Annotated in this window: 19 protein-coding genes and 1 tRNA gene; 13 read left to right on the top strand and 7 right to left on the bottom strand. The window is 74.4% G+C overall.

Annotated features, from left to right (window positions below; genetic code table 11):
• Positions 1 to 3: 3 nt before the first annotated feature.
• From AC4BG9_RS03030 to AC4BG9_RS03020, 3 genes are all read right to left on the bottom strand, one after another.
• Positions 4 to 375: an MscL family protein gene (locus tag AC4BG9_RS03030; RefSeq protein ID WP_490569599.1), complete on the bottom strand. Its 372-nt coding sequence runs from the start codon at positions 373 to 375 to the stop codon at positions 4 to 6.
• Positions 372 to 1,064, bottom strand: a complete 693-nt coding sequence (locus AC4BG9_RS03025; protein WP_490569598.1) for an SAF domain-containing protein — start codon at positions 1,062 to 1,064, stop codon at positions 372 to 374. Before AC4BG9_RS03025 ends, AC4BG9_RS03030 begins: the two co-directional genes overlap by 4 nt.
• A 107-nt stretch (positions 1,065 to 1,171) precedes the next feature.
• Entirely contained in the window at positions 1,172 to 1,498 is a 327-nt protein-coding gene (locus tag AC4BG9_RS03020; protein ID WP_490569597.1) for an FmdB family zinc ribbon protein, read from the bottom strand.
• Positions 1,499 to 1,542: 44 nt separating this feature from the next.
• On the opposite strand from AC4BG9_RS03020, the gene AC4BG9_RS03015 reads away from it, so the two are divergent.
• Positions 1,543 to 4,176: a penicillin acylase family protein gene (locus AC4BG9_RS03015; RefSeq protein ID WP_490569596.1), complete on the top strand. Its 2,634-nt coding sequence runs from the start codon at positions 1,543 to 1,545 to the stop codon at positions 4,174 to 4,176.
• Here the strand turns inward: AC4BG9_RS03015 and AC4BG9_RS03010 are convergent.
• Positions 4,148 to 4,783: a 5-formyltetrahydrofolate cyclo-ligase gene (locus tag AC4BG9_RS03010; protein ID WP_490569595.1), complete on the bottom strand. Its 636-nt coding sequence runs from the start codon at positions 4,781 to 4,783 to the stop codon at positions 4,148 to 4,150. The genes AC4BG9_RS03015 and AC4BG9_RS03010 overlap by 29 nt on opposite strands.
• Before the next feature lie 23 nt (positions 4,784 to 4,806).
• On the opposite strand from AC4BG9_RS03010, the gene AC4BG9_RS03005 reads away from it, so the two are divergent.
• The 7 genes from AC4BG9_RS03005 to AC4BG9_RS02975 all read left to right on the top strand — a co-directional run bounded on the left by AC4BG9_RS03005 (position 4,807) and on the right by AC4BG9_RS02975 (position 10,090).
• Entirely contained in the window at positions 4,807 to 6,213 is a 1,407-nt protein-coding gene (locus AC4BG9_RS03005) for a UTP--glucose-1-phosphate uridylyltransferase (RefSeq protein ID WP_490569594.1), read from the top strand.
• Positions 6,206 to 7,444, top strand: coding sequence for a molybdotransferase-like divisome protein Glp (gene glp / locus AC4BG9_RS03000; protein WP_490569593.1), 1,239 nt, complete (start codon positions 6,206 to 6,208; stop codon positions 7,442 to 7,444). The genes AC4BG9_RS03005 and glp overlap by 8 nt, the downstream gene beginning before the upstream one ends.
• Before the next feature lie 10 nt (positions 7,445 to 7,454).
• Complete coding sequence (gene moaC / locus AC4BG9_RS02995) at positions 7,455 to 7,922, top strand: cyclic pyranopterin monophosphate synthase MoaC (protein WP_490569592.1); 468 nt, start codon at positions 7,455 to 7,457, stop codon at positions 7,920 to 7,922.
• Positions 7,919 to 8,413 (top strand): MogA/MoaB family molybdenum cofactor biosynthesis protein, encoded by a 495-nt coding sequence (locus AC4BG9_RS02990; protein ID WP_490569591.1) that lies wholly within the window; start codon positions 7,919 to 7,921, stop codon positions 8,411 to 8,413. Before moaC ends, AC4BG9_RS02990 begins: the two co-directional genes overlap by 4 nt.
• 15 nt (positions 8,414 to 8,428) lie before the next feature.
• Complete coding sequence (locus AC4BG9_RS02985) at positions 8,429 to 9,052, top strand: GNAT family N-acetyltransferase (RefSeq protein ID WP_490569590.1); 624 nt, start codon at positions 8,429 to 8,431, stop codon at positions 9,050 to 9,052.
• A gap of 91 nt (positions 9,053 to 9,143) precedes the next feature.
• Positions 9,144 to 9,956, top strand: a complete 813-nt coding sequence (gene sepX / locus AC4BG9_RS02980; RefSeq protein ID WP_490569589.1) for a divisome protein SepX/GlpR — start codon at positions 9,144 to 9,146, stop codon at positions 9,954 to 9,956.
• A 58-nt stretch (positions 9,957 to 10,014) separates the two neighbouring features.
• Positions 10,015 to 10,090: transfer RNA gene (locus AC4BG9_RS02975), tRNA-Ala, on the top strand.
• Between the two features lie 61 nt (positions 10,091 to 10,151).
• Here the strand turns inward: AC4BG9_RS02975 and AC4BG9_RS02970 are convergent.
• A complete protein-coding gene (locus AC4BG9_RS02970) occupies positions 10,152 to 11,960 on the bottom strand; it encodes an ABC transporter ATP-binding protein (protein WP_490569588.1) in 1,809 nt (602 codons plus the stop codon).
• Between the two features lie 90 nt (positions 11,961 to 12,050).
• Here AC4BG9_RS02970 and AC4BG9_RS02965 point away from each other — a divergent pair, with 90 nt between their 5' ends.
• From AC4BG9_RS02965 to AC4BG9_RS02945, 5 genes are all read left to right on the top strand, one after another.
• The gene (locus AC4BG9_RS02965; RefSeq protein ID WP_490569587.1) at positions 12,051 to 13,670 is read left to right on the top strand and encodes a glycoside hydrolase family 16 protein; all 1,620 of its coding nucleotides are present in this window, start codon (positions 12,051 to 12,053) and stop codon (positions 13,668 to 13,670) included.
• Between the two features lie 91 nt (positions 13,671 to 13,761).
• Positions 13,762 to 14,835, top strand: a complete 1,074-nt coding sequence (locus AC4BG9_RS02960) for a glycosyltransferase (RefSeq protein ID WP_490569586.1) — start codon at positions 13,762 to 13,764, stop codon at positions 14,833 to 14,835.
• On the top strand, positions 14,832 to 15,908 hold the full coding sequence (locus AC4BG9_RS02955) for a glycosyltransferase (protein WP_490569585.1): 1,077 nt from the start codon (positions 14,832 to 14,834) through the stop codon (positions 15,906 to 15,908). Before AC4BG9_RS02960 ends, AC4BG9_RS02955 begins: the two co-directional genes overlap by 4 nt.
• The gene (locus AC4BG9_RS02950) at positions 15,905 to 16,864 is read left to right on the top strand and encodes a glycosyltransferase (protein WP_490569584.1); all 960 of its coding nucleotides are present in this window, start codon (positions 15,905 to 15,907) and stop codon (positions 16,862 to 16,864) included. Before AC4BG9_RS02955 ends, AC4BG9_RS02950 begins: the two co-directional genes overlap by 4 nt.
• Positions 16,861 to 17,709, top strand: a complete 849-nt coding sequence (locus tag AC4BG9_RS02945) for a glycosyltransferase family 2 protein (RefSeq protein ID WP_490569583.1) — start codon at positions 16,861 to 16,863, stop codon at positions 17,707 to 17,709. The genes AC4BG9_RS02950 and AC4BG9_RS02945 overlap by 4 nt, the downstream gene beginning before the upstream one ends.
• A 45-nt stretch (positions 17,710 to 17,754) precedes the next feature.
• On the opposite strand, the gene AC4BG9_RS02940 is transcribed toward AC4BG9_RS02945, so the two are convergent.
• Both AC4BG9_RS02940 and AC4BG9_RS02935 read right to left on the bottom strand, forming a co-directional pair.
• The gene (locus AC4BG9_RS02940; RefSeq protein WP_490569582.1) at positions 17,755 to 17,928 is read right to left on the bottom strand and encodes a CsbD family protein; all 174 of its coding nucleotides are present in this window, start codon (positions 17,926 to 17,928) and stop codon (positions 17,755 to 17,757) included.
• Between the two features lie 82 nt (positions 17,929 to 18,010).
• A complete protein-coding gene (locus AC4BG9_RS02935) occupies positions 18,011 to 18,817 on the bottom strand; it encodes a SigB/SigF/SigG family RNA polymerase sigma factor (protein ID WP_490569581.1) in 807 nt (268 codons plus the stop codon).
• Positions 18,818 to 18,901 lie beyond the last annotated feature (84 nt).

Here is an 18,901-nt window from a genome sequence, read left to right as displayed (position 1 = left end):
GGCTCAGACGCCGCCGTTGCGGGCCCGCAGCAGGTCGCGGATCTCCTCCAGCAGCGCGACGTCGGCCGGGGTGCCCTCGTCGCTCTCCTTCTTGGGGAAGAAGCGCTCCTGCGCCTTCGTGTAGGGCAGCACGATCGCGTAGTAGACCACCGCGGCCAGGATCACGAACGAGATCAGCGCGGTGAGCCAGGCGCCCACCGAGACGCCGCCGGGTGAGTAGTCGGAGAAGTCCGGGGTCCCGCCGACCTTGCCGATCAGGTCCATCAGCAGGTCGACGGTGGCGGTGACCACCGCGGCGAACGCCGTCGCCATGATGAAGGCGACGGCCAGTTCGACCAGGTTGCCCTTCATGATGAAGTTCTTGAAGCCGGTCATGGTCGCTCCTCGGGTCCGGGGGCCGGGCCTGCCACGCTACGCGAGAAGACGGGGGTCAGGAACCGCTGCGCGGCCGCGACGCTGACGCTGCGCACCTGGGCCGGGGTCAGACCGAGCACCACCAGCCGCCCGACCGTCGCCTCCCCGGCGCCGGAGGGGTCGGGGAGGGGGAGCGCCAGCACCGGGGAGCCGACGGCGACCACCTCGGCGCTGGCCGACTCGGCGTCGGTGGCCACCAGGTCGACCTCGTCGCCGACCCGGAGCAGCGCCACCGCGGCGGCGTCGGGGAGGCGGACCGGGAGCGCGACCAGGCCCGGGTAGCCCTCCAGCAGGGTGGGGGCGGTGAGTCGCAGGTCGGTGAGCGGCTCGCCGCGCCGCACGGGCGCGGCCAGGGTCCGGCCGACCGGCCGGAGCGCGGGGGAAGCGGGCCGGGTGCCGGCGGGCCAGTGCGCCGTCACCAGGTCGTCGGCCTCCAGGACGGTGCCGGAGACCAGGTCGCGCGCCGCGACGACCACCGGCTCGGTGGCCGGCGGCGGTGGGGCGGCCGCCCGGAGCGCGGCGCCGACGGCCAGGGCCAGGCAGGCGGCGGCCAGGACCCGGCGGTGGGCCAGCACCCGGGTGCGCAGCCACCGGCGCAGGCGGCCGCGGAGCAGGTCGGCCCGTCGGCGCGAAGGCAGGGACGCAGGCATGCCGCCGACGCTAGGCGCCCCCGCGCCGGCCCGGACGCGGGAGCGCACAGGGGTCACCGGCCCCGGCTCCGTGCACAGGCGGGCCGGGTCTCAGCGGCCCGTCGGGTTCAGGAGGTCGTGCTGGTGGAGGTGGCGGACGAGGAGCCGGACGACGAGGACGAGGAGTCGGTCGACGAGCTCGAGGAGGTCGACGAGGAGGCCGCGGCGGGGGTGGACTTGGCGGAGTCCGGGGCCGTGGACGTCGTCGAGCCCGAGCCGCCGCGGCTGTCGGTCCGGTAGAAACCGGACCCCTTGAAGACCACGCCCACGGCGTTGAACACCTTGCGCAGGCGCCCCTCGCACTGGGGGCAGTCGGTCAGCGCGTCGTCGCTGAAGCTCTGGAACTGCTCGAAAGCGTGCCCGCACTCGGTGCAGGCGTACTGGTAGGTCGGCACGGCGCAGAGTTTACGTCACCTGGAGGCGGCACAATGGCTCCCCGATGAGCGACGAGAGCACGGCCCCCGACCAACCCGCCTCCCGCTGGCACGCGTTCCTGGCCTGGCCGCGCTGGGCCCGGCTGATGACCTACACCGCGGCCGCGCTGGTGCTGGTCCTGGTGGCCCTCGTCGCCGTGGCGGCGGTGATGGTCCGCCGCCCCCTGCCGCAGACCGAGGGCGAGCTCGAGCTGCCCGGGCTCGTGGCCGAGGTCGAGGTGCTGCGAGACGCGCACGGCATCCCCCAGCTCTACGCCGACTCCGACGACGACCTGCTCCGGGCCCAGGGCTACGTGCACGCCCAGGAGCGCTTCTTCGAGATGGACGTCCGCCGGCACGTCACCGCCGGCCGTCTCGCCGAGCTCTTCGGCGAGACGGCTCTGGAGACCGACAAGTACATCCGCACCATGGGCTGGCGCCGGGTGGCGGAGCGCGAGGTCAACCTGGTCTCCGGCGAGACCCGGGAGGCGCTGGAGTCCTACGCGGCCGGGGTCAACGCCTACCTCGACCAGCACTCGCCGACCCGCATCTCGGTCGAGTACACGGTGCTGGGCCTGACCGGGCTCAACTACCGGCCGCGGCCGTGGACGCCGGTCGACTCCCTGGCCTGGCTCAAGGCCATGGCCTGGGACCTGCGCGGCAACATGGGCGAGGAGATCGACCGGGTCGTCGCCTCCCTGGACAACCCGGCCGAGGTGGTCGACCGGCTGCACCCGCCGTACGACGCGCAGCGGCACGCGCCGATCGTGACCGGGGGCCGGGTGGTCGGCGGGGTCTTCCGGGGCGCCGGAGACGGCCCCGAGCAGGCCGGGATCTCGGGCCCGGCCGCCGACCCCGCGGCGGTGGCGACGCTGGAGCGCGTCGACGAGGCGCTCTCCGCGCTCCCGGTCCTGCTGGGCCGCGGCGACGGCCTGGGCTCCAACTCGTGGGTGGTCTCCGGTGAGCGCTCCGCGACCGGGAAGCCGCTGCTGGCCAACGACCCGCACCTGGGGGTGAGCCTGCCGGGCATCTGGATGCAGATGGGGCTGCACTGCCGGGAGGCGACCCCGGACTGCACCCTCGACGTCTCCGGCTTCACCTTCTCCGGGGTGCCCGGGGTGGTCATCGGCCACAACGCCGACATCGCCTGGGGCTTCACCAACCTCGGCCCCGACGTCACCGACCTCTACCTGGAGAAGGTGCAGGGCGACAACTGGACCTACGCGGGCCGGCAGCGTCCGCTGGAGGTGCACGAGGAGACGATCCGGGTGCGCGACGGCAAGGACTTCACCCTCCGGGTGCGGCGCACCAAGCACGGCCCGTTGATCTCCGACGTGTCGCAGGAGGCCAGCTCGGTCGGCGCCAACGCCGCGGCCGAGGACCGGGGCCGGGGCGAGGAGCCCCCCGTCGAGGGGTACGCCGTGGCCCTGTCCTGGACGGCGCTGGAGCCGAGCACCACCGCCGACGCCATCCTCGACCTCAACCGCGCCTCGGACTGGGCCTCCTTCCGGGAGGCGGCCGCCCGGTTCGCGGTCCCGGCCCAGAACCTCGTCTACGCCGACACCGAGGGCAACATCGGCTACCAGGCCCCCGGGCTGGTCCCGATCCGCCGGCCAGGCCACGACGGCCGGACCCCCGCAGCCGGCTGGCTGCCCGAGAACGACTGGACCGGCGACCACGTGCCGTTCGACGCCCTGCCCTCGGTGCTCAACCCCGAGGAGGGGTTCGTGGTCACCGCCAACCAGGCCGTCGTCGGACCCGGCTACCCCTACCACCTGACCGACGACTGGGACCACGGTTACCGGTCCGAGCGGATCCGGACGCTGCTGGAGTCGGAGGAGGAGGTGACGGTCGAGACGATGGTCGACCTGCAGACCGACGAGCACAACCCGATGGCCGAGGTCCTCGTCCCCTACCTGCTGGAGGTGACGGGGCTCGAGACCCAGTACCTGCGCGACGGGGTCGACCTGCTGCGTGACTGGGACCTCCAGGACTCCGCCGACAGCCCCGCGGCCGCCTACTTCAACGTGGTGTGGTCCAACGTGCTGCGCGAGGCCTTCCACGACGACCTGCGGGCCCGGATCCACCCCGCCGGCGGCGACCGCTGGTTCAGGGTGGTCGAGCGACTCCTCGCTGAGCCGGCCCACCCGCTGTGGGACGACCGGACCACCGAGGACGTCCGCGAGGTCCGCGAGGACGTGCTGCGCCAGGCGCTGGTCGACGCCCGCGACGAGATGACTCGCCGGCAGTCGGTGCGCCCCTGGGAGTGGAGCTGGGGTCACCTGCACCGGCTGGACCTGCGCAACCAGACCCTCGGCACCTCCGGCGTCGCGCCGGTGGAGCGGCTGTTCAACCGGACCGGCTACCAGGTCGGCGGCGGGTCGTCGGTGGTCAACGCCACCGGCTGGGACGCGTCCGAGGGCTACGCCGTCACCTCCGCGCCGTCGATGCGGATGGTGGTCTCCCTGGCCGACCTGGACGAGTCCCGGTGGATCAGCCTCACCGGGGTCTCCGGCCACCCGGCCAGCGGGCACTACGTCGACCAGACCGAGCTCTTCGTCGACGGGCGGACGCTGCCGTGGCCGTCGTCGCACGACGCGGTCCACGCGGCGAGCCGGGAGCGGCTCGTGCTCACCCCGGGCGACCGGCAGGAGGACTGAGCAGTCGCACGCCCTCGTGGGTGGCCACCGCCCGCACCGGCCGGTCGTGCGGCTCCGCCGGCACCGGCAGCCCGACCTCGTCGGGGTGCAGCAGCACGCAGGTGAGCACGTCGACCGGCACCCTGGCCAGCGCCCGGTCGTAGGAGCCGCCCCCGCGGCCCAGGCGCATCCCGTCCTCGGAGACCGCCAGTCCCGGCACCAGCACCGCGTCGGCACCCGCCACCGCCTCCACCCCCAGCCGCGGACCCCCGGGCTCCAGCAGCCCGCGGGTGGCCGGCGCCAGCGAGCCGGGGCCGGCGTAGGTCGCCCAGTCCAGGTCGCCGTCGGGCAGCAGCACCGGGAGCAGCACCCGGGTGCCGGCCGCGCGCAGGGTCTCGAGCAGGGCCCCGGTGCCGGGCTCGCGCCCGGTCGAGACGTAGGCCGCCACGCTCGCCGCCCGGCGTACCGCGGGGAGTGCGGCGAGGTGCGCGGCCAGCCGCACCGACTCCTGCGCCGACTCCAGCAGCGGGCGTCGCCGCCGGGCCGCCAGGACCTGGTCGCGCAGCGCGACCTTGGCGAGGCGGACCGACCCGGGGACCGGATCTCGGGGGAGCTGCCCGTGGTTCACGTCGATCAGCCTACGATCGGTGCATGGCGAGCCACTCACAGTCCGACGGCCTCTCCCGGGCCACCGCGAAGATGCGCGAGGCGGGAGTGGACGAGGTCGCGATCGAGACCTTCGCGCACTACCACCGGCTGCTCGAGCACGGGGAGACCGGGATGATCCCCGAGTCCTCGATCGAGCCGCTGGAGATGGAGTCGCTGGCCGACGTGGAGGTCTCCGAGGAGGTCGCCCGGGACGCGATCCGGGCCACCGTCTCGATCAAGCTCAACGGCGGGCTGGGCACCTCGATGGGGATGAACCGGGCCAAGTCGCTGCTCTGCGCGCGCCGCGGGCTGTCCTTCCTCGACGTCATCTGCCGCCAGGTGCTCCACCTGCGGGAGAAGTACGACGCCCCGCTCCCGCTGGTCTTCATGAACAGCTTCCGCACCTCCGCCGACACGATGGCCGCGATCGCTCGCTACACCGACCTGCCGGTCGCCGGTCTGCCGCTGGAGTTCCTGCAGAACAAGGAGCCCAAGCTCCTCCTCGACTCGCTGGTGCCGGTCTCCTGGCCCAAGGACCCCGACCTCGAGTGGTGTCCGCCGGGCCACGGCGACATCTACACCGCGCTGCGCGGGAGCGGCCTGCTCCGCCAGCTCATCGAGGCCGGCTACCGCTACGTCTTCGTCTCCAACTCCGACAACCTCGGGGCGGTGCCCGACCCCCGCGTGGCCGGCTGGTTCGCCGCGTCCGGCGCCCCCTTCGCGATCGAGGCCGTGCGACGCACCCCGTCGGACCGCAAGGGTGGTCACTTCGCCCGCCGGCGCTCCGACGGGCGCATCGTGCTGCGGGAGTCCGCCCAGACGCTGCCGGAGGACAAGGAGGCGCTCGCCGACCTGGAGCGGCACCGCTACACCTCCACCAACAACCTCTGGTTCGACCTGCAGGCGATGCAGGAGACCCTCGACGCGCGCGACGGCATCCTGGGCCTGCCGCTGATCCGCAACGTCAAGACCGTCGACCCGGCCGACCCCACCTCGCCCGAGGTGGTGCAGATCGAGACCGCCATGGGTGCGGCGATCGAGGTCTTCCCCGGCGCCCGCACCATCGAGGTGGGCCGCGACCGCTTCGTGCCGGTCAAGACCACCGACGACCTGCTGGTGCTGCGCTCGGACATCTACGACCTCGGTGACGACTTCGTGCTCGACCAGGCCGCCGAGGCCGTCCCCTTCATCGACCTCGACTCCAGCTACTACAAGCTCGTCGCCGACTTCGACCGGCGCTTCCCCGAGGGAGCACCCTCGCTGCGGGAGGCCACCAGTGTCCGGATCAACGGGGACTGGACCTTCGGCAGGGGAGTCACGCTGCGCGGCGACGTCGAGCTCGACGCCCCCTCCGCCCAGCGGGTCGAGGCCGGCGCGGTGATCGGCGAGGACCCCGGCTCCGATGGCTGACCAGCCGGAGCCGATCAGCGTCCACGACCTGGTCCAGCGGGTCCTGGCCGGTGTCTCGCCGCTGCCGGACTTCCCGCAGCCCCTGATGGACTCCCTCGGCATGGCGGTGGCCGAGGACGTGTTCGCCGAGGTGGCGCTGCCCAGCTTCGACAACTCCGCGATGGACGGCTACGCCGTCCGGTTCGAGGACGTCGCCGGGGCCTCGCCGGAGTCGCCGGTGCGGCTGCCGGTGGTGGGCGAGATCGGCGCGGGGCAGGCCCGGCTGCTCGCCCTCTCACCGGGCACCACCGCCAAGATCATGACCGGGGCCCCGATGCCCACCGGCGCCGACTCGGTGGTGCCCTACGAGTGGACGGACCGCGGGGTGGCGGAGGTGCTCGTCGAGCGGGCGCCCGAGGTCGGCCAGCACGTGCGGCGCACCGGCGAGGACGTCGCGGTCGGCGACCTGCTGCTCGACCACGGCACCGTGATCGGCCCCCGACACCTCGGCCTGCTGGCCTCGGTGGGCCGGGCCACCGTCCGCTCGCGGCCCCGCCCGCGGGTGGTGATCATCTCCACCGGGTCCGAGCTGCGCGACCCCGGCACCACCCTGGGTCACGACTCCATCTACGACGGCAACTCGTTCCTGCTCGCCGGTGCCGCCCGGGCCGCCGGGGCGCTGGCCTACCGGGTCGGCATCGTCCCCGACGACCCCCGGTCCTTCACCGACGCGCTGAGCGACCAGCTGGTCCGCGCCGACCTGGTCGTCACCAGCGGCGGGGTCAGCGAGGGCGACTACGACGTGGTCAAGGAGGCGCTCGCCGACCTGGGCACGGTGTGGTTCGGCAAGGTCGCGATGCAGCCCGGCAAGCCGCAGGGCTTCGGCGTGGTCGGCGAGGACCGGATCCCGATCTTCACGCTGCCGGGCAACCCGGTCTCGGCCTACGTCTCCTTCCAGGTCTTCGTGCTGCCGGCGCTGCGCCGGATGATGGGCCGGCTGCCCTACGAGCGGCCCACCCGGCGGGCGCGCCTGACCCACCCGATCTCCTCGGCGCCGGGACGGCGCCAGTTCGTCCGGGCCAGCTACGGCACCGACCGCGGCGGCGCGTTCGTGCAGCCGGTCGGGGGCCACGGCTCCCACCTGGTCGGCGACCTGGCCGCCTCCAACGCGCTGGTGGTCGTCCCCGAGGACGTCACCGGGGTGACGGCGGGCGAGATGGTCCAGGTGCTGTGCCTGGACGAGGCGTTCTGAGGAGGCGGCGATGGACCGGTTGACCCACGTGGACGAGTCGGGAGCGGCCCGGATGGTCGACGTCTCGGCCAAGGAGGTGACCTCCCGCACCGCGGTCGCCTCCGGGCGGGTGCTGGTCAGCGCCGACGTCGTGGCCCTGCTGCGCGGTGAGGGGGTGCCCAAGGGGGACGCCCTGGCGGTGGCCCGGATCGCCGGCATCATGGGCGCCAAGCAGACGCCGTCGCTGGTGCCGCTGTGCCACCCCCTCTCGGTCTCCTCGGTGACGGTCGACCTCACGGTCGCCGACGACGCCGTGGAGATCCTGGCCACCGTCTCCACCCGCGACCGGACCGGCGTCGAGATGGAGGCGCTCACCGCGGTCTCGGTGGCGGCGCTGACCGTGGTCGACATGGTCAAGGCGGTCGACAAGGCCGCCACCATCACCGACGTCCGGGTCGAGTCGAAGTCCGGCGGCAAGTCGGGGGAGTGGCGGCGATGAGCCTGCCCGGTGCGGTGGTGGTCGCCTCCAACCGCGCTGCCCGGGGGGTCTACGCCGACGAGACGGGGCCGGTCATCGCCGAGTTCCTGCGCGGACTCGGCTTCACCGTCGGCGACCCGGCGGTGGTGCCGGACGGCGAGCCGGTCGCCGAGGCGCTGCGGGAGGCCGTGGCCGCCGGCGCCCGGGTGGTGCTCACCACCGGCGGGACCGGGCTGACCCCCACCGACCGGACGCCGGAGGCGACGCGCTCGGTGCTCGACTTCGAGGTCCCCGGCCTCGCCGAGGCGGTCCGGGCCCACGGCGCCGCCCAGGGCCAGCCGCTGGCCGCGCTGTCGCGGGGCGTCGCCGGCGTGGCCGGCCGCTGCCTGGTGGTCAACCTGCCCGGTTCGCGCGGCGGGGTCAGGGACGGGCTCGCCGTCCTCGAGCCGGTGCTGGTGCACGCGGTGGAGCAGGTCGTGGGCTCCGACCACGACCGCGGGGGCGGGGGATGACCCCGTGACCGGCCGGTGAGGCTCCCCGGCTGGACCGGACTGCCCCCGGCGCCCGGATGGCCGGCCCGGCTGGTCGACGGCGACGTGGTGGTGCGGCCGCTGGCGCTGTCGGACGAGGAGAGCTGGACCCGCGCCCGCCAGCGCAACTTCGAGTGGCTCAGCCCGTGGGAGGCGACGGTGCCGCCCGGGGGCGACCGGCGCCCCACGTCGTACCGCCAGCTGGTGCAGCGGCTGCACCGCGCGGCCCGGCAGGGGACGACGATGCCGTTCGCGATCGAGGTCGAGGGCCGCTTCGCCGGACAGGTGACGGTCAACAACATCGTGCGCGGCTCGGCGCTCTTCGCCTCCGTCGGCTACTGGTTGGACCAGGCCTTCGCCGGCCGGGGGGTGGTGCCCCGCTCGGTGGCGCTGGTGGTGGACCACTGCTTCGGCCCGGCCGGGCTGCACCGCATCGAGATCTGCGTGCGGCCCGAGAACTCCAACTCGCTGCGGGTGGTGGAGAAGCTGGGCCTGCACGAGGTCGGCTACGCGCCCCGGTTCCTGCACATCGACGGCGCCTGGCGCGACCACCGCATCTTCGCGGTGACCGCCGAGGAGGTGCCCGGGGGGTTGCTCGCGCGGCTCCGCCACGACGGGTGAGCCCCGGGAATCCCACACGTCACAGGAGTTGCTCTGCGACACACCTAGGCACGTCCGCGCCAAGTTCGGCTATCGAACCTAATCTCGACTCGTGGACCTGAGCGCACTCATCTTCGTCGCCCTTGCCGTGGCGTGGGCTGCCTATCTCGTGCCCAAGGCGATCAAGCACCACGACGAGGTGCAGCGCACCCGCTCGGTCGAGCGGTTCTCGCGGACCATGCGGGTGCTGGCCCGCCGGGAGCCGGTCAGCTCCCGTGACTCGCGCCTGGTGGTGACGCCGGGCCGGGCCCCGTCCGTCCCCCGCATCGAGACCAAGGGCCCCGAGCCCGTGGTCGCCACCGTCGCCGCCCGCCGGGCGGCCGCCAACCGGGCCGCCCGCCGCCGGCGCAACGTGCTCAGCGTCCTGCTCCTGGCCCTGGTCGGGGTCGTCGCGGTGGCCGCCTCCGGCGTGATCTCCTGGTGGTACGTCGCGATCCCCGGCGCCCTGCTGGCCGCCTGGCTGGTCGCCTGCCGGCTGATGGTGCGCAAGGAGCGCGGCCTGCCCGTCGTCAAGCCCCAGCGCGCGGCCCCCGCCGCCCCCGAGGAGGCGCCCACCACCGACATCCCGGTCGTCCCCGCCGCCGTCGCCGAGGAGCGGCAGACCGCGGTGGTCACCGCTCCCGACGTCGTCGTCACCGACCCCTCGATGTGGGACATGGTCCCGGTGACGCTGCCGACCTACGTCTCCAAGCCGGCCGCGGTGCGCCGCACGGTGCAGACCATCGACCTCGACTCGACCGGCGTGTGGACCTCCGGTCGCACCGACGAGGACGCCGCGATCGCCCGCGCCGCGGAGGAGTCGGCCCGCACCGAGCAGGCCGCCCAGGGCGACGACGGCGAGACGCGGCGAGCGGTCGGCTCCTGACGGAGGCGAACCTGATTGGGACGAGCCCCGAACCGGGTGCTAACGTTCCTACTCGCTTGGGGCTGTGGCGCAGTTGGTAGCGCGTCTCGTTCGCAATGAGAAGGTCAGGGGTTCGAATCCCCTCAGCTCCACCAGCAGCCCGAGACGGCAGGTCACCGACCTGCCGTCTCGTGCGTTGTGGCCCTGTCCGCGGCGTCAGCCGGGCAGCCGGTCGCCGGTCTGCACCGCCCACAGCGCGGCGTAGGCGCCACCGGCGGCCACCAGCTCGTCGTGGGTGCCGGCCTCGACCACCCGGCCGGCGTCCAGCACCCAGATCCGGTCGGCGTGGCGGACGGTGGAGAGCCGGTGGGCCACCACCAGGGCGGTGCACTCCGCCGTCGCCACCCGCAGCGAGCGCTGGATCGCCGCCTCGGTCTCGTTGTCGACCGCGCTGGTGGCCTCGTCGAGCACCAGCACCGCGGGCCGGCGCAGCAGCGCCCGGGCCAGCGCCAGCCGCTGGCGCTGACCGCCCGACAGGGTGACGCCGCGCTCGCCGACAGGGGCGTCCAAGCCGCCGGGCAGTGCCTCGATGAACTCCCAGGCGGCCGCCGCCTCGGCCGCGGCCCGGATCTCCTCCCGCGAGGCGTCAGGGCGCCCGTAGGCGATGTTGTCGGCGATCGTGCCGGCGAAGAGGTAGACGTCCTGGGCGACGTAGCCGGTGGAGCCGCGCAGCGACTCCCAGTCGAGGTCGCGCACGTCCTGGCCGTCGAGGAGCACCTGGCCGGCCCGCGGGTCGTCGAAGCGCATCACCAGGCGCAGCAGCGAGGACTTGCCCGCCCCGGTGGGGCCCACCACGGCGTGCGTCTCGCCGGCGGGGACCACCAGGTCCACCCCGTGCAGCACGTCGGGCCCCTCGCCGTAGCCGGCCCGGACGCCGCGCAGCTCCAGGCGCCCGCCCACCGGCTGGGCGAGCTGCCGGTCGCCCGCCGGCACCGAGTTGGTCTCCTCCAGCAGGGTCAGGATCCGCACGGTCGAGGCCCGTCCCCGCTGGTAGAGGTCGAGCACCTCGGCCACCCGGGTCAGCGGCCAGAGCAGTCGCTGGGTCATGAAGACCAGCACCGAGTAGACGCCGAGCTCGAGCCGGCCGTCGAGCGTCGCCCACCCGCCCAGCAGCAGGGTCGCGGTGAAGCCGACGAGGATGGCCAGGCGCACCAGGGGGACGAAGGCGGCCGAGGAGCGGATCGCGGCGGTGTTGGCGTCGCGGTAGGCGGCCGAGACGGCCGCCACGCGCTCCCGCTCCCGGTCCTCGGCGGTGAAGGCCTTGATGGTGGTGATGCCGCCCAGGTTGGCGCTCAGGGTGCCGGAGAGGTCGGCGACCGCCTCGCGGACGCGGGCGTAGAGCGGCTCCAGGCGGCGCTGGAAGACCAGCGACCCGAGCACGATCGCGGGGATCGGCAGGAAGGCCAGCAGCAGCAGCTGCCAGGAGGCGGCGGCGAAGATGGCCCCCACCAGGACGACGTTGAGCGCCGTCTGGAGGATCTGCGGCGCCCCGACGTCGAGGAAGCGCTCGAGCTGGTTGACGTCGTCGTTCAGCGTGGCCAGCGTGGTGCCCTGGGGTCTCGCCTCGTGCCAGCCCACGTCGAGGTGCTGGGCGTGGTCGTAGGCCTCCACCCGCAGGTCGTGCTCGACCCCCTGCGCCAGCCCCCGCCACAGCACGTCGGCGACGTACTGGCTGGCCGACTCGATGAGCCACACCACCACGTTGATCGCGGCCAGCCAGCCCAGCTGGGCGTGGCGGGACTCGACCCCGAGCAGCGTCGCGACGAAGGAGGTGTCCCCCCGCACCACCACGTCGACCGCGGCGCCGATGAGCAGCTCGGGCATCACGTCGGCGACCTTGTTGACGGTCGAGGTGGCGACCGCGGCGACGAAGCGCCCCCGGAAGGCCCGGTGACGCTGCCACAGGGAGTGCAGCGGACGGTCCTGCGGTCGCGGGGCGGCGACGGCAGCGGCGGAGGAGGACATGGCCCCGATCCTAGGAAGCCCCGGTCGTTTGCCTCCGCCGCCCCCAGCCGGTTCAATCGTGAACCACGCCCCCTTCCCCCGACAGGACCCATGTTCGAGTTCCTCTGGCTGCGTGAGCTGCTGCTCGCGCTGTCCACCGTGATCGCCGCGGCCCTGCCCTCGGGTCCGGCCGCGCCCGAGCCGCCGGTGGTCGCGCCGGCCGCCCAGGTGGGGCCTGAGCAGATCTTCAGCGACGACTTCGAGCCGACGCCGACCGGGGCTCCCGGCGAGCAGTGGACGCACCTGGCCAGCTCGACCCCAGCCCGTACCGAGCTGACCACGCTCGACGGCCTCAGCGTGCTCCGGGTGCGCCCCGAGGGCAACCTGATCGCCCGGGACCCCGTCCCGCTCGAGGTGGGCACCACCTACCGGGTGAGCGCCTCGATCAAGATGCCCCGGCGCACCGGCACCCACCCGTCCTTCTGGCTGCGCACGCACCACGCGGAGCGGGTCGGGGAGATCGACGTGGTGGAGAGCTGGGGCGGCACGGGTGCGTGCCGCGTCCAGGTCGCGTTCTACTGGCGCTACTTCCCCCGCACCGGTCCGATGGACTGCGTGGGCGCCCGCTACCCCGCCGACATGTCGGGCTGGCACGAGTACGCCGCGGAGTTCACCTACGCCGGCCCCGGCCAGGAGCCCGACGCCGCGCTCGCCGCCCCCACCCGGCTCTTCGTCGACGGGGTCGAGACCTGGTCGACGCCGAGCTCGCCGGTGGCCCCGGAGTACCTGCGCCTCCAGCACAAGCGCAACTGCCCCGACGCGGAGCAGCCGAGCTGCGGCGTGCCGGCCGAGGACCTGTCGGGCCCCTCGATGTATGTCGACTGGGTGCGCGTCGAGGTGGTCGGCCGAGGCATGCCGACCGGTCAGCCCAGCGGGCTGCACGCGGTCACCGAGGGCGCCAGCGGGGCGATGGAGCTGCACGCCGTGGGTGCCGAGGGCGACTTCGCCTCGTTGGCCGCCCAGACCACCATCCCGCTCTTCGTGCGCGACTGGCGGCTGACCCGCGGCGACTACGACGGGGACCACGTCCAGGACCTCTACGCGGTCGACCCCTCGGGCCGGGTGCACGTCCTGGACGGCGCCACCGGCTTCCAGGGGTTCCTGGCCCACGACGTGGTCCCCGGCCTCGACCTCTCGGCCGCCGCCGGTGCCCGGATCGGCGCCGGGGACGCCGACGGCGACGGCCGCGCGGACCTGCACGCGATCGCCCGGGACGCCCAGGGCCTCACCACGGTCACGGTGCTGGACGCCGCCGCCGGCCTGCGCTCGACGCTCTCCACCGACGTGGTCCCGCTGCCGCCGCTCGAGCCGGGCCGGTGGCAGCTCGGCGTCGGCGACCACGACAACGACCAGGTCGCCGACCTCTACGCGGTCGACCTGGCCGGGCCCGGCGGCCAGGTCGAGGTGCACGTGCTCGACGGGGCCGCGCGCTTCCAGTCGTTCCTGACCCAGACGCCCACCGCCATGGCGGCGGTGGACCCCGCGACGTGGACCTCGACGCTGGCCGACCACGACGGCGACGGCCGCGCCGACGTCCAGCTGGTCGACCGCGACGACGACGGCCGGACCTCGGTGCACGTGCTCGGCGCGGCCTCCGGCTTCCAGACGCTCCTGGCCCAGCAGGCCACCGCCCTCGGGTCCACCGCCGACCCAGCCTGGCAGCTCTACTGACGTAGCACACGTTTGTCCCGCTCCGGCGCAGGGTACGCCGCGAGCGTCGCTCAGGAAGTCGGGCGTTCAGCATCCGCGCTCAGGAGTCCCGATGACGATGCGTGTCCTGTCGATCCCTTCGGGGCACGTCTACGTCCGGCACCTCGAGGCCCCCGACGAGTCCGGTCCGGCCGCCCGCCGGCGGGTGGTGCGTCTGCCGGACCCGCCCGCCCCGGGCGACGTGCCGGCCGCGCAGTGGTGGCCGCCGGCCGCGCTGGACGTGCGCTGGGTGCTGGACAACCAGCACTCCTTCGACCTCGCCCACCTGCACTTCGGCTTCGACGCGCGCTCCCCCGACGAGCTGCGCGGCTGGGTGGAGACGCTCGGCTGGTGCCGCAAGCCGCTGGTCTACACCGTCCACGACCTGAGCAACCCCCACCACCGGGACGAGGCCCTGCACGCCGCCCAGCTCGACGTGCTGGTGCCGGCAGCGGCCGCGCTCATCACCCTCACCCCGGGGGCGGCGGCCGAGATCGAGCGCCGGTGGGGGCGGACCGCGACGGTGCTGCCGCACCCCCACGTGGTGCCGGAGGCCCTGATCGCCCGGCCCCGGCCCACCCACGACGACTTCGTCGTCGGGGTCCACCTCAAGAGCCTGCGTGCGGGCATGGAGCCGATCGCGGTGGTGGACGCCCTGGTCAAGGTCCTCGCCCCGCTCGACGACGCCCGCCTGGTCGTCGACGTGCACACCGACGTGATGACGCCCGGCTCCGACAACTACGACGCCGAGGTGGCGCAGACGCTCACCGACCTGGCCGCCGACCGGATGCTGGAGCTCTCGGTCCACGACTACTACTGCGACGACCAGCTGTGGGACTACCTCTCCGGGCTCGACCTCTCGGTGCTGCCCTACCGGTCCGGGACGCACTCGGGCTGGCTCGAGGCCTGCCACGACCTCGGCACCGCGGTCGCCGCGCCCAGCTGCGGCTACTACGCCGAGCAGCGCCCGTGCCTCTCCTTCGGGCTCGACCGCGACGGGCTCGACGCGGTCGGCCTGGAGCGGGCCGTGCTCCGCGCCCGTGCGGAGCGCCCCCGGTGGCGGGCGGAGGTCGCCGAGCGCCGGGCCGAGCGGGCCCGGCTCGCCGAGGCGCACGAGCGCCTCTACGCCGCGGTGCTCGGGGCGTGAGGAGGCAGCCCCTCCGGGTCGCGATCGTGGCCGACTCGCGCTACCCGATCGCCGAGCCGTTCGCCGGCGGGCTGCAGTCGATGACCTGGCACCTGGCGCGGGGGCTGGCCGCCCGGGGCGTGCAGGTCCGGGTCTGTGCCGCCCCCGGCAGCGACCCGCTCCTCGGCGTCGAGGAGCTGACCGTGCGCCCGCCGCGGATCAGCGACCGGGCGCGCGCCGACGTCTCCATGCTGCCGGGGGAGTGGCTCGAGCAGCACCACGCCTACCTGCGGCTGATGCTCGCCCTGGCCGCCCGCACCGACGTCGACCTGGTGCACAACAACTCCCTGCACTACCTGCCGGTGGCGATGGCCGACGCGCTGCCGGCGCCGATGGTGACCACCCTGCACACACCGCCCACGCCCTGGCTGGAGCCGGCCGTCGACCTGTCCACCGGCACCGGGAGCCGCTTCGTGGCGGTCAGCGACTTCACGGCCGGGCAGTGGTCCCACGTCACCACGGCGACGGTGGTGCCCAACGGCATCGACACCCGGCTCTGGCCGCGGGGGCCGGGCGGCGACGACCTGGTCTGGTTCGGCCGGATCGTGCCGGAGAAGGGCCTCCACCTCGCCCTGGACATCGCCGAGCGAGCGGGTCGCCGGCTGGTGATCGCCGGGCCCGTGGTGGACCGCGACTACTGGCACGCGCTGGTCCTGCCGCGCCTGGGTCCCCGGGCCCGCTACGCCGGTCACCTGCGCCAGCACGACCTGGCCCGGCTGGTGGGCCACAGCTCGGCCGCGCTGGTGACCCCCGACTGGGACGAGCCCTACGGGCTGGTGGCAGCCGAGGCCCTCTCCTGCGGCACCCCGGTGGTGGGCTTCGCCCGCGGCGGCCTGCCCGAGGTGGTCGACGGGCTCAGCGCCCGGCTGGTGCCCGGCGGCGACGTCGAGGCGGCCGCCGCCGCGGTGCCTGAGGCCGAGCGGCTCGACCGGGCCGCGGCCCGCCACCGGGCCGTCACCTCCTGCTCGGTGGAGACCATGGTCGACCGCTACCTGGACCTCTTCGCCACCCTGGACGCGGAGCCGGCGGCGTGATCGGCTGGTACGTCCACCACCACGGCGCCGGGCACCTGCACCGGATGCTCTCGGTCACCGCCCACCTCACGGAGCCGGTGACGGTGCTCAGCTCGCTGCCGCCCCCTCCCGGGGCACATCGGGAGTGGATCACCCTGGCCCGCGACGACCGGGGTGGGACGGCCGGCGCCGAGGGACGCGACGTGACCGCGCACGGCGTCCTGCACTGGGTCCCGCGGCACGACGAGGGGCTGGCCGTGCGGTCGGCCCAGGTGGCCTCCTGGATCGCCCGGGCGCGGCCCCGGCTGGTCGTGGTGGACGTCTCGGTGGAGATCACCGTGCTGGCCCGGCTCTGCGGCGTCCCCGTGGCGGTGGTGGCCATGCCGGGCGAGCGCAGCGACCCGGCGCACCGGCTGGGCCGCGACCTGGCCGACCTCCTGGTCGGTGCCTGGCCGGCCGGGGCCGATGGTGACGACGGGGGGAGCCGGGTGCGTCCCGTCGGGGCGATCAGCCGCTTCGACGCTTCTGTGCCCACCGGGCCCCGGCGTCCCGGGACGGGCTACCTGCTCTGGGGCACCGGCGGCGCGTGCGCGCGCGAGGAGCTGCTGGCCCGGCTCCGGCGGGCCGCGCCGGGCCGCGAATGGCTCGGTGCGGCAACGACCACTGACCCCGACACGGTGTGGGAGCTGTTGTGCACGGCGGAGGTGGTGGTCACCCACGCCGGGCAGAACGCCGTCGCCGAGGTCGCCGCCGCCGGTGCGCCGGCCGTGGTGGTCGCCGACCCGCGCCCCTTCGGTGAGCAGGAGCACACGGTGGCCCGGCTGGCCGGCCTGGGCATCGGCGTGCCGCTGACCGCCTGGCCGGACGACGCCCGCTGGCCGGGGCTGCTGGCGCGGGCCACCTCCGTGGGAGGCGAGGCGTGGAAGCGCTGGCACGACGGCCAGGGCGCGCGGCGCTTCGCGGAGCTGCTCGCGTGAGGCTGGTGGTGGCCACCGTGGTGGCCGGGCGGCACGCGCACCTGACCCGCCAGCACGAGTCCCTGGCCGCCGGCTCCAGAGGGCCCGACGCGCTCGTCGTGGTGTCGATGGGCGATCCGGACATCCCTGACGTGGTGGCCGCCGGCCCCCTGGCCGAGCGGACCCGGGTGGTCGACCTGGCGGTCGACGCCGCGGCGGGGGGAGAGGGGCGGCTGCCGCTGGCGCGCGCCCGCAACCGCGCGGTCGCCGCGGCCTGGACCCACGGGGCCGACCTCGCCGTCCTCCTCGACGTCGACTGCCTCGCCGACGAGCACCTGCTGGCCCGCTACGAGGAGGCCGCGGGGCGGCTGGCCGGGGAGGCCCCGCTGCTGTGCGGGCCGGTGGCCTACCTCCCTCCGCCCCGGGACCCCGACCGGGGCTACGACGACGCGGAGCTGGCCGCGGCACGGCCGCACCCCGCCCGGCCGGCCCCGGCGGTGGGCGAGCTGGTCCCGCTCGAGGACTGGCGGCTCTTCTGGTCGCTCTCCTTCGCCGTCGGCCCGCGGGCCTGGGGGGCCGTGGGCGGCTTCGACGAGGCCTACACCGGCTACGGGGGAGAGGACACCGACCTGGGGCAACGGGCCCGGGCGGCCGGGGTGCCGGGGTGGTGGGTGGGGGGCGCCCTCGCCCGGCACCAGTGGCACCCGGTCGAGGACCCCCCGGTGCGCCACCTGGACGACATCGTCCGCAACGCCCGGCTCTTCCGGGACCGCTGGGGGTGGTGGCCGATGGAGGGCTGGTTGAGCGAGTTCGAGCGCCTCGGCCTGGTGCGCCGGACGCCGACAGGCTGGGAGCGCGTGTCCTGAGGCTGTCAGGTCACGCGCTCCCAGCCTGTCGATGTGCCGGGACGGCTACTTCTTGAAGGCGTCCTTGACCTTCTCGCCGGCCTGCTTGAGGTCGGCCACGCTCTGGTCGCCCTTGCCCTCGGCCTTGAGCTGGTCGTCGTTGGTCGCGTCTCCGACGGTTTCCTTGCCCTTGCCGGACAGCTTGTCGGTCGCGTTGGAGATCTTGTCGTCGAGACCCATGGGTCTTTCCTCCTTGATTGGGGACGCAGCGTCCGTACCCGCCGCAGGCCGCCCCCATGCGCGCCCGACGCCGTCGCCGGGCTCAGGCCGCCGGCGCGTCCATCGCGGTGCGCAGCTTGGCCAGGGTGGCGCTGAGCAGGCGGGAGACCTGCATCTGGGTGACGCCGATGTCCGCCCCGATCTCGGCCTGGGTCTTGCCGCCGGCGAAGCGCAGCTCGAGGATCAGCCGCTCCCGCTCGGTGAGGGTGGCCAGCACCGGCTCGAGCGCCGCGCGGGCCTCGGCGGCGTCGAAGCCGAACTCGTCCTCGCCGAGGGAGTTGCCGAGCTCGTTGGCCTCACCCGGGGTGAGCGGCGCGTCCAGGGAGCTGGGCACGAAGCACCCGCTGGCCCCCAGCGCCTCGAGCACCAGGTCGAGCTCGACGCCGAGGTGGGCGGCGATCTCCCGGGGTCGCGGAGACCGGCCCAGCTCCTGGACCAGCGCCTCCTCGGCGCCGTTGATGGCGGCCTGCATCTCCTGGATGGAGCGCGGGGGGCGGACCATCCAACCGCGGTCGCGGAAGTGGCGGCGCAGCTCACCGCGGATGGTGGGCACGGCGAAGCTCAGGAAGTCGCGACCCTTGTCGGCCTGGAAGCGGCGCACGGCCTTGACCAGACCCAGGCAGGCGACCTGCTCGAGGTCGTCGAGGTCGATGCCGCGGTTGCGGTAGCGACGGGCTACGTCACGGGCGACGTCCACGTTGAGCTCGACGACGAGCTCCTCGATCTCGCGGCGCTCGTCACCCTCCTTGGTCGCGGCCTTCTCAAGCAGTTGGGCGGTGGCCGCCCGGCGGTCTGCCGGGTCGGGCCAGATGTTCTCTACGCCAGCCTTGCTGGCGAGTTTCTGCAGCACGAGGAACCTCCCACAAACGGGGGTTGACGTGGCAACGACTTCTCGACCACTCGCCCTACATAAGCACGCCTGCCGACGACTCGC

It is taken from the genome of Nocardioides sp. Z40_12 (genome assembly GCF_058215795.1).
The sequence above is the reverse complement of the archived record's forward strand: the minus strand, read 5'-3'. Positions and strand labels throughout refer to the sequence as shown.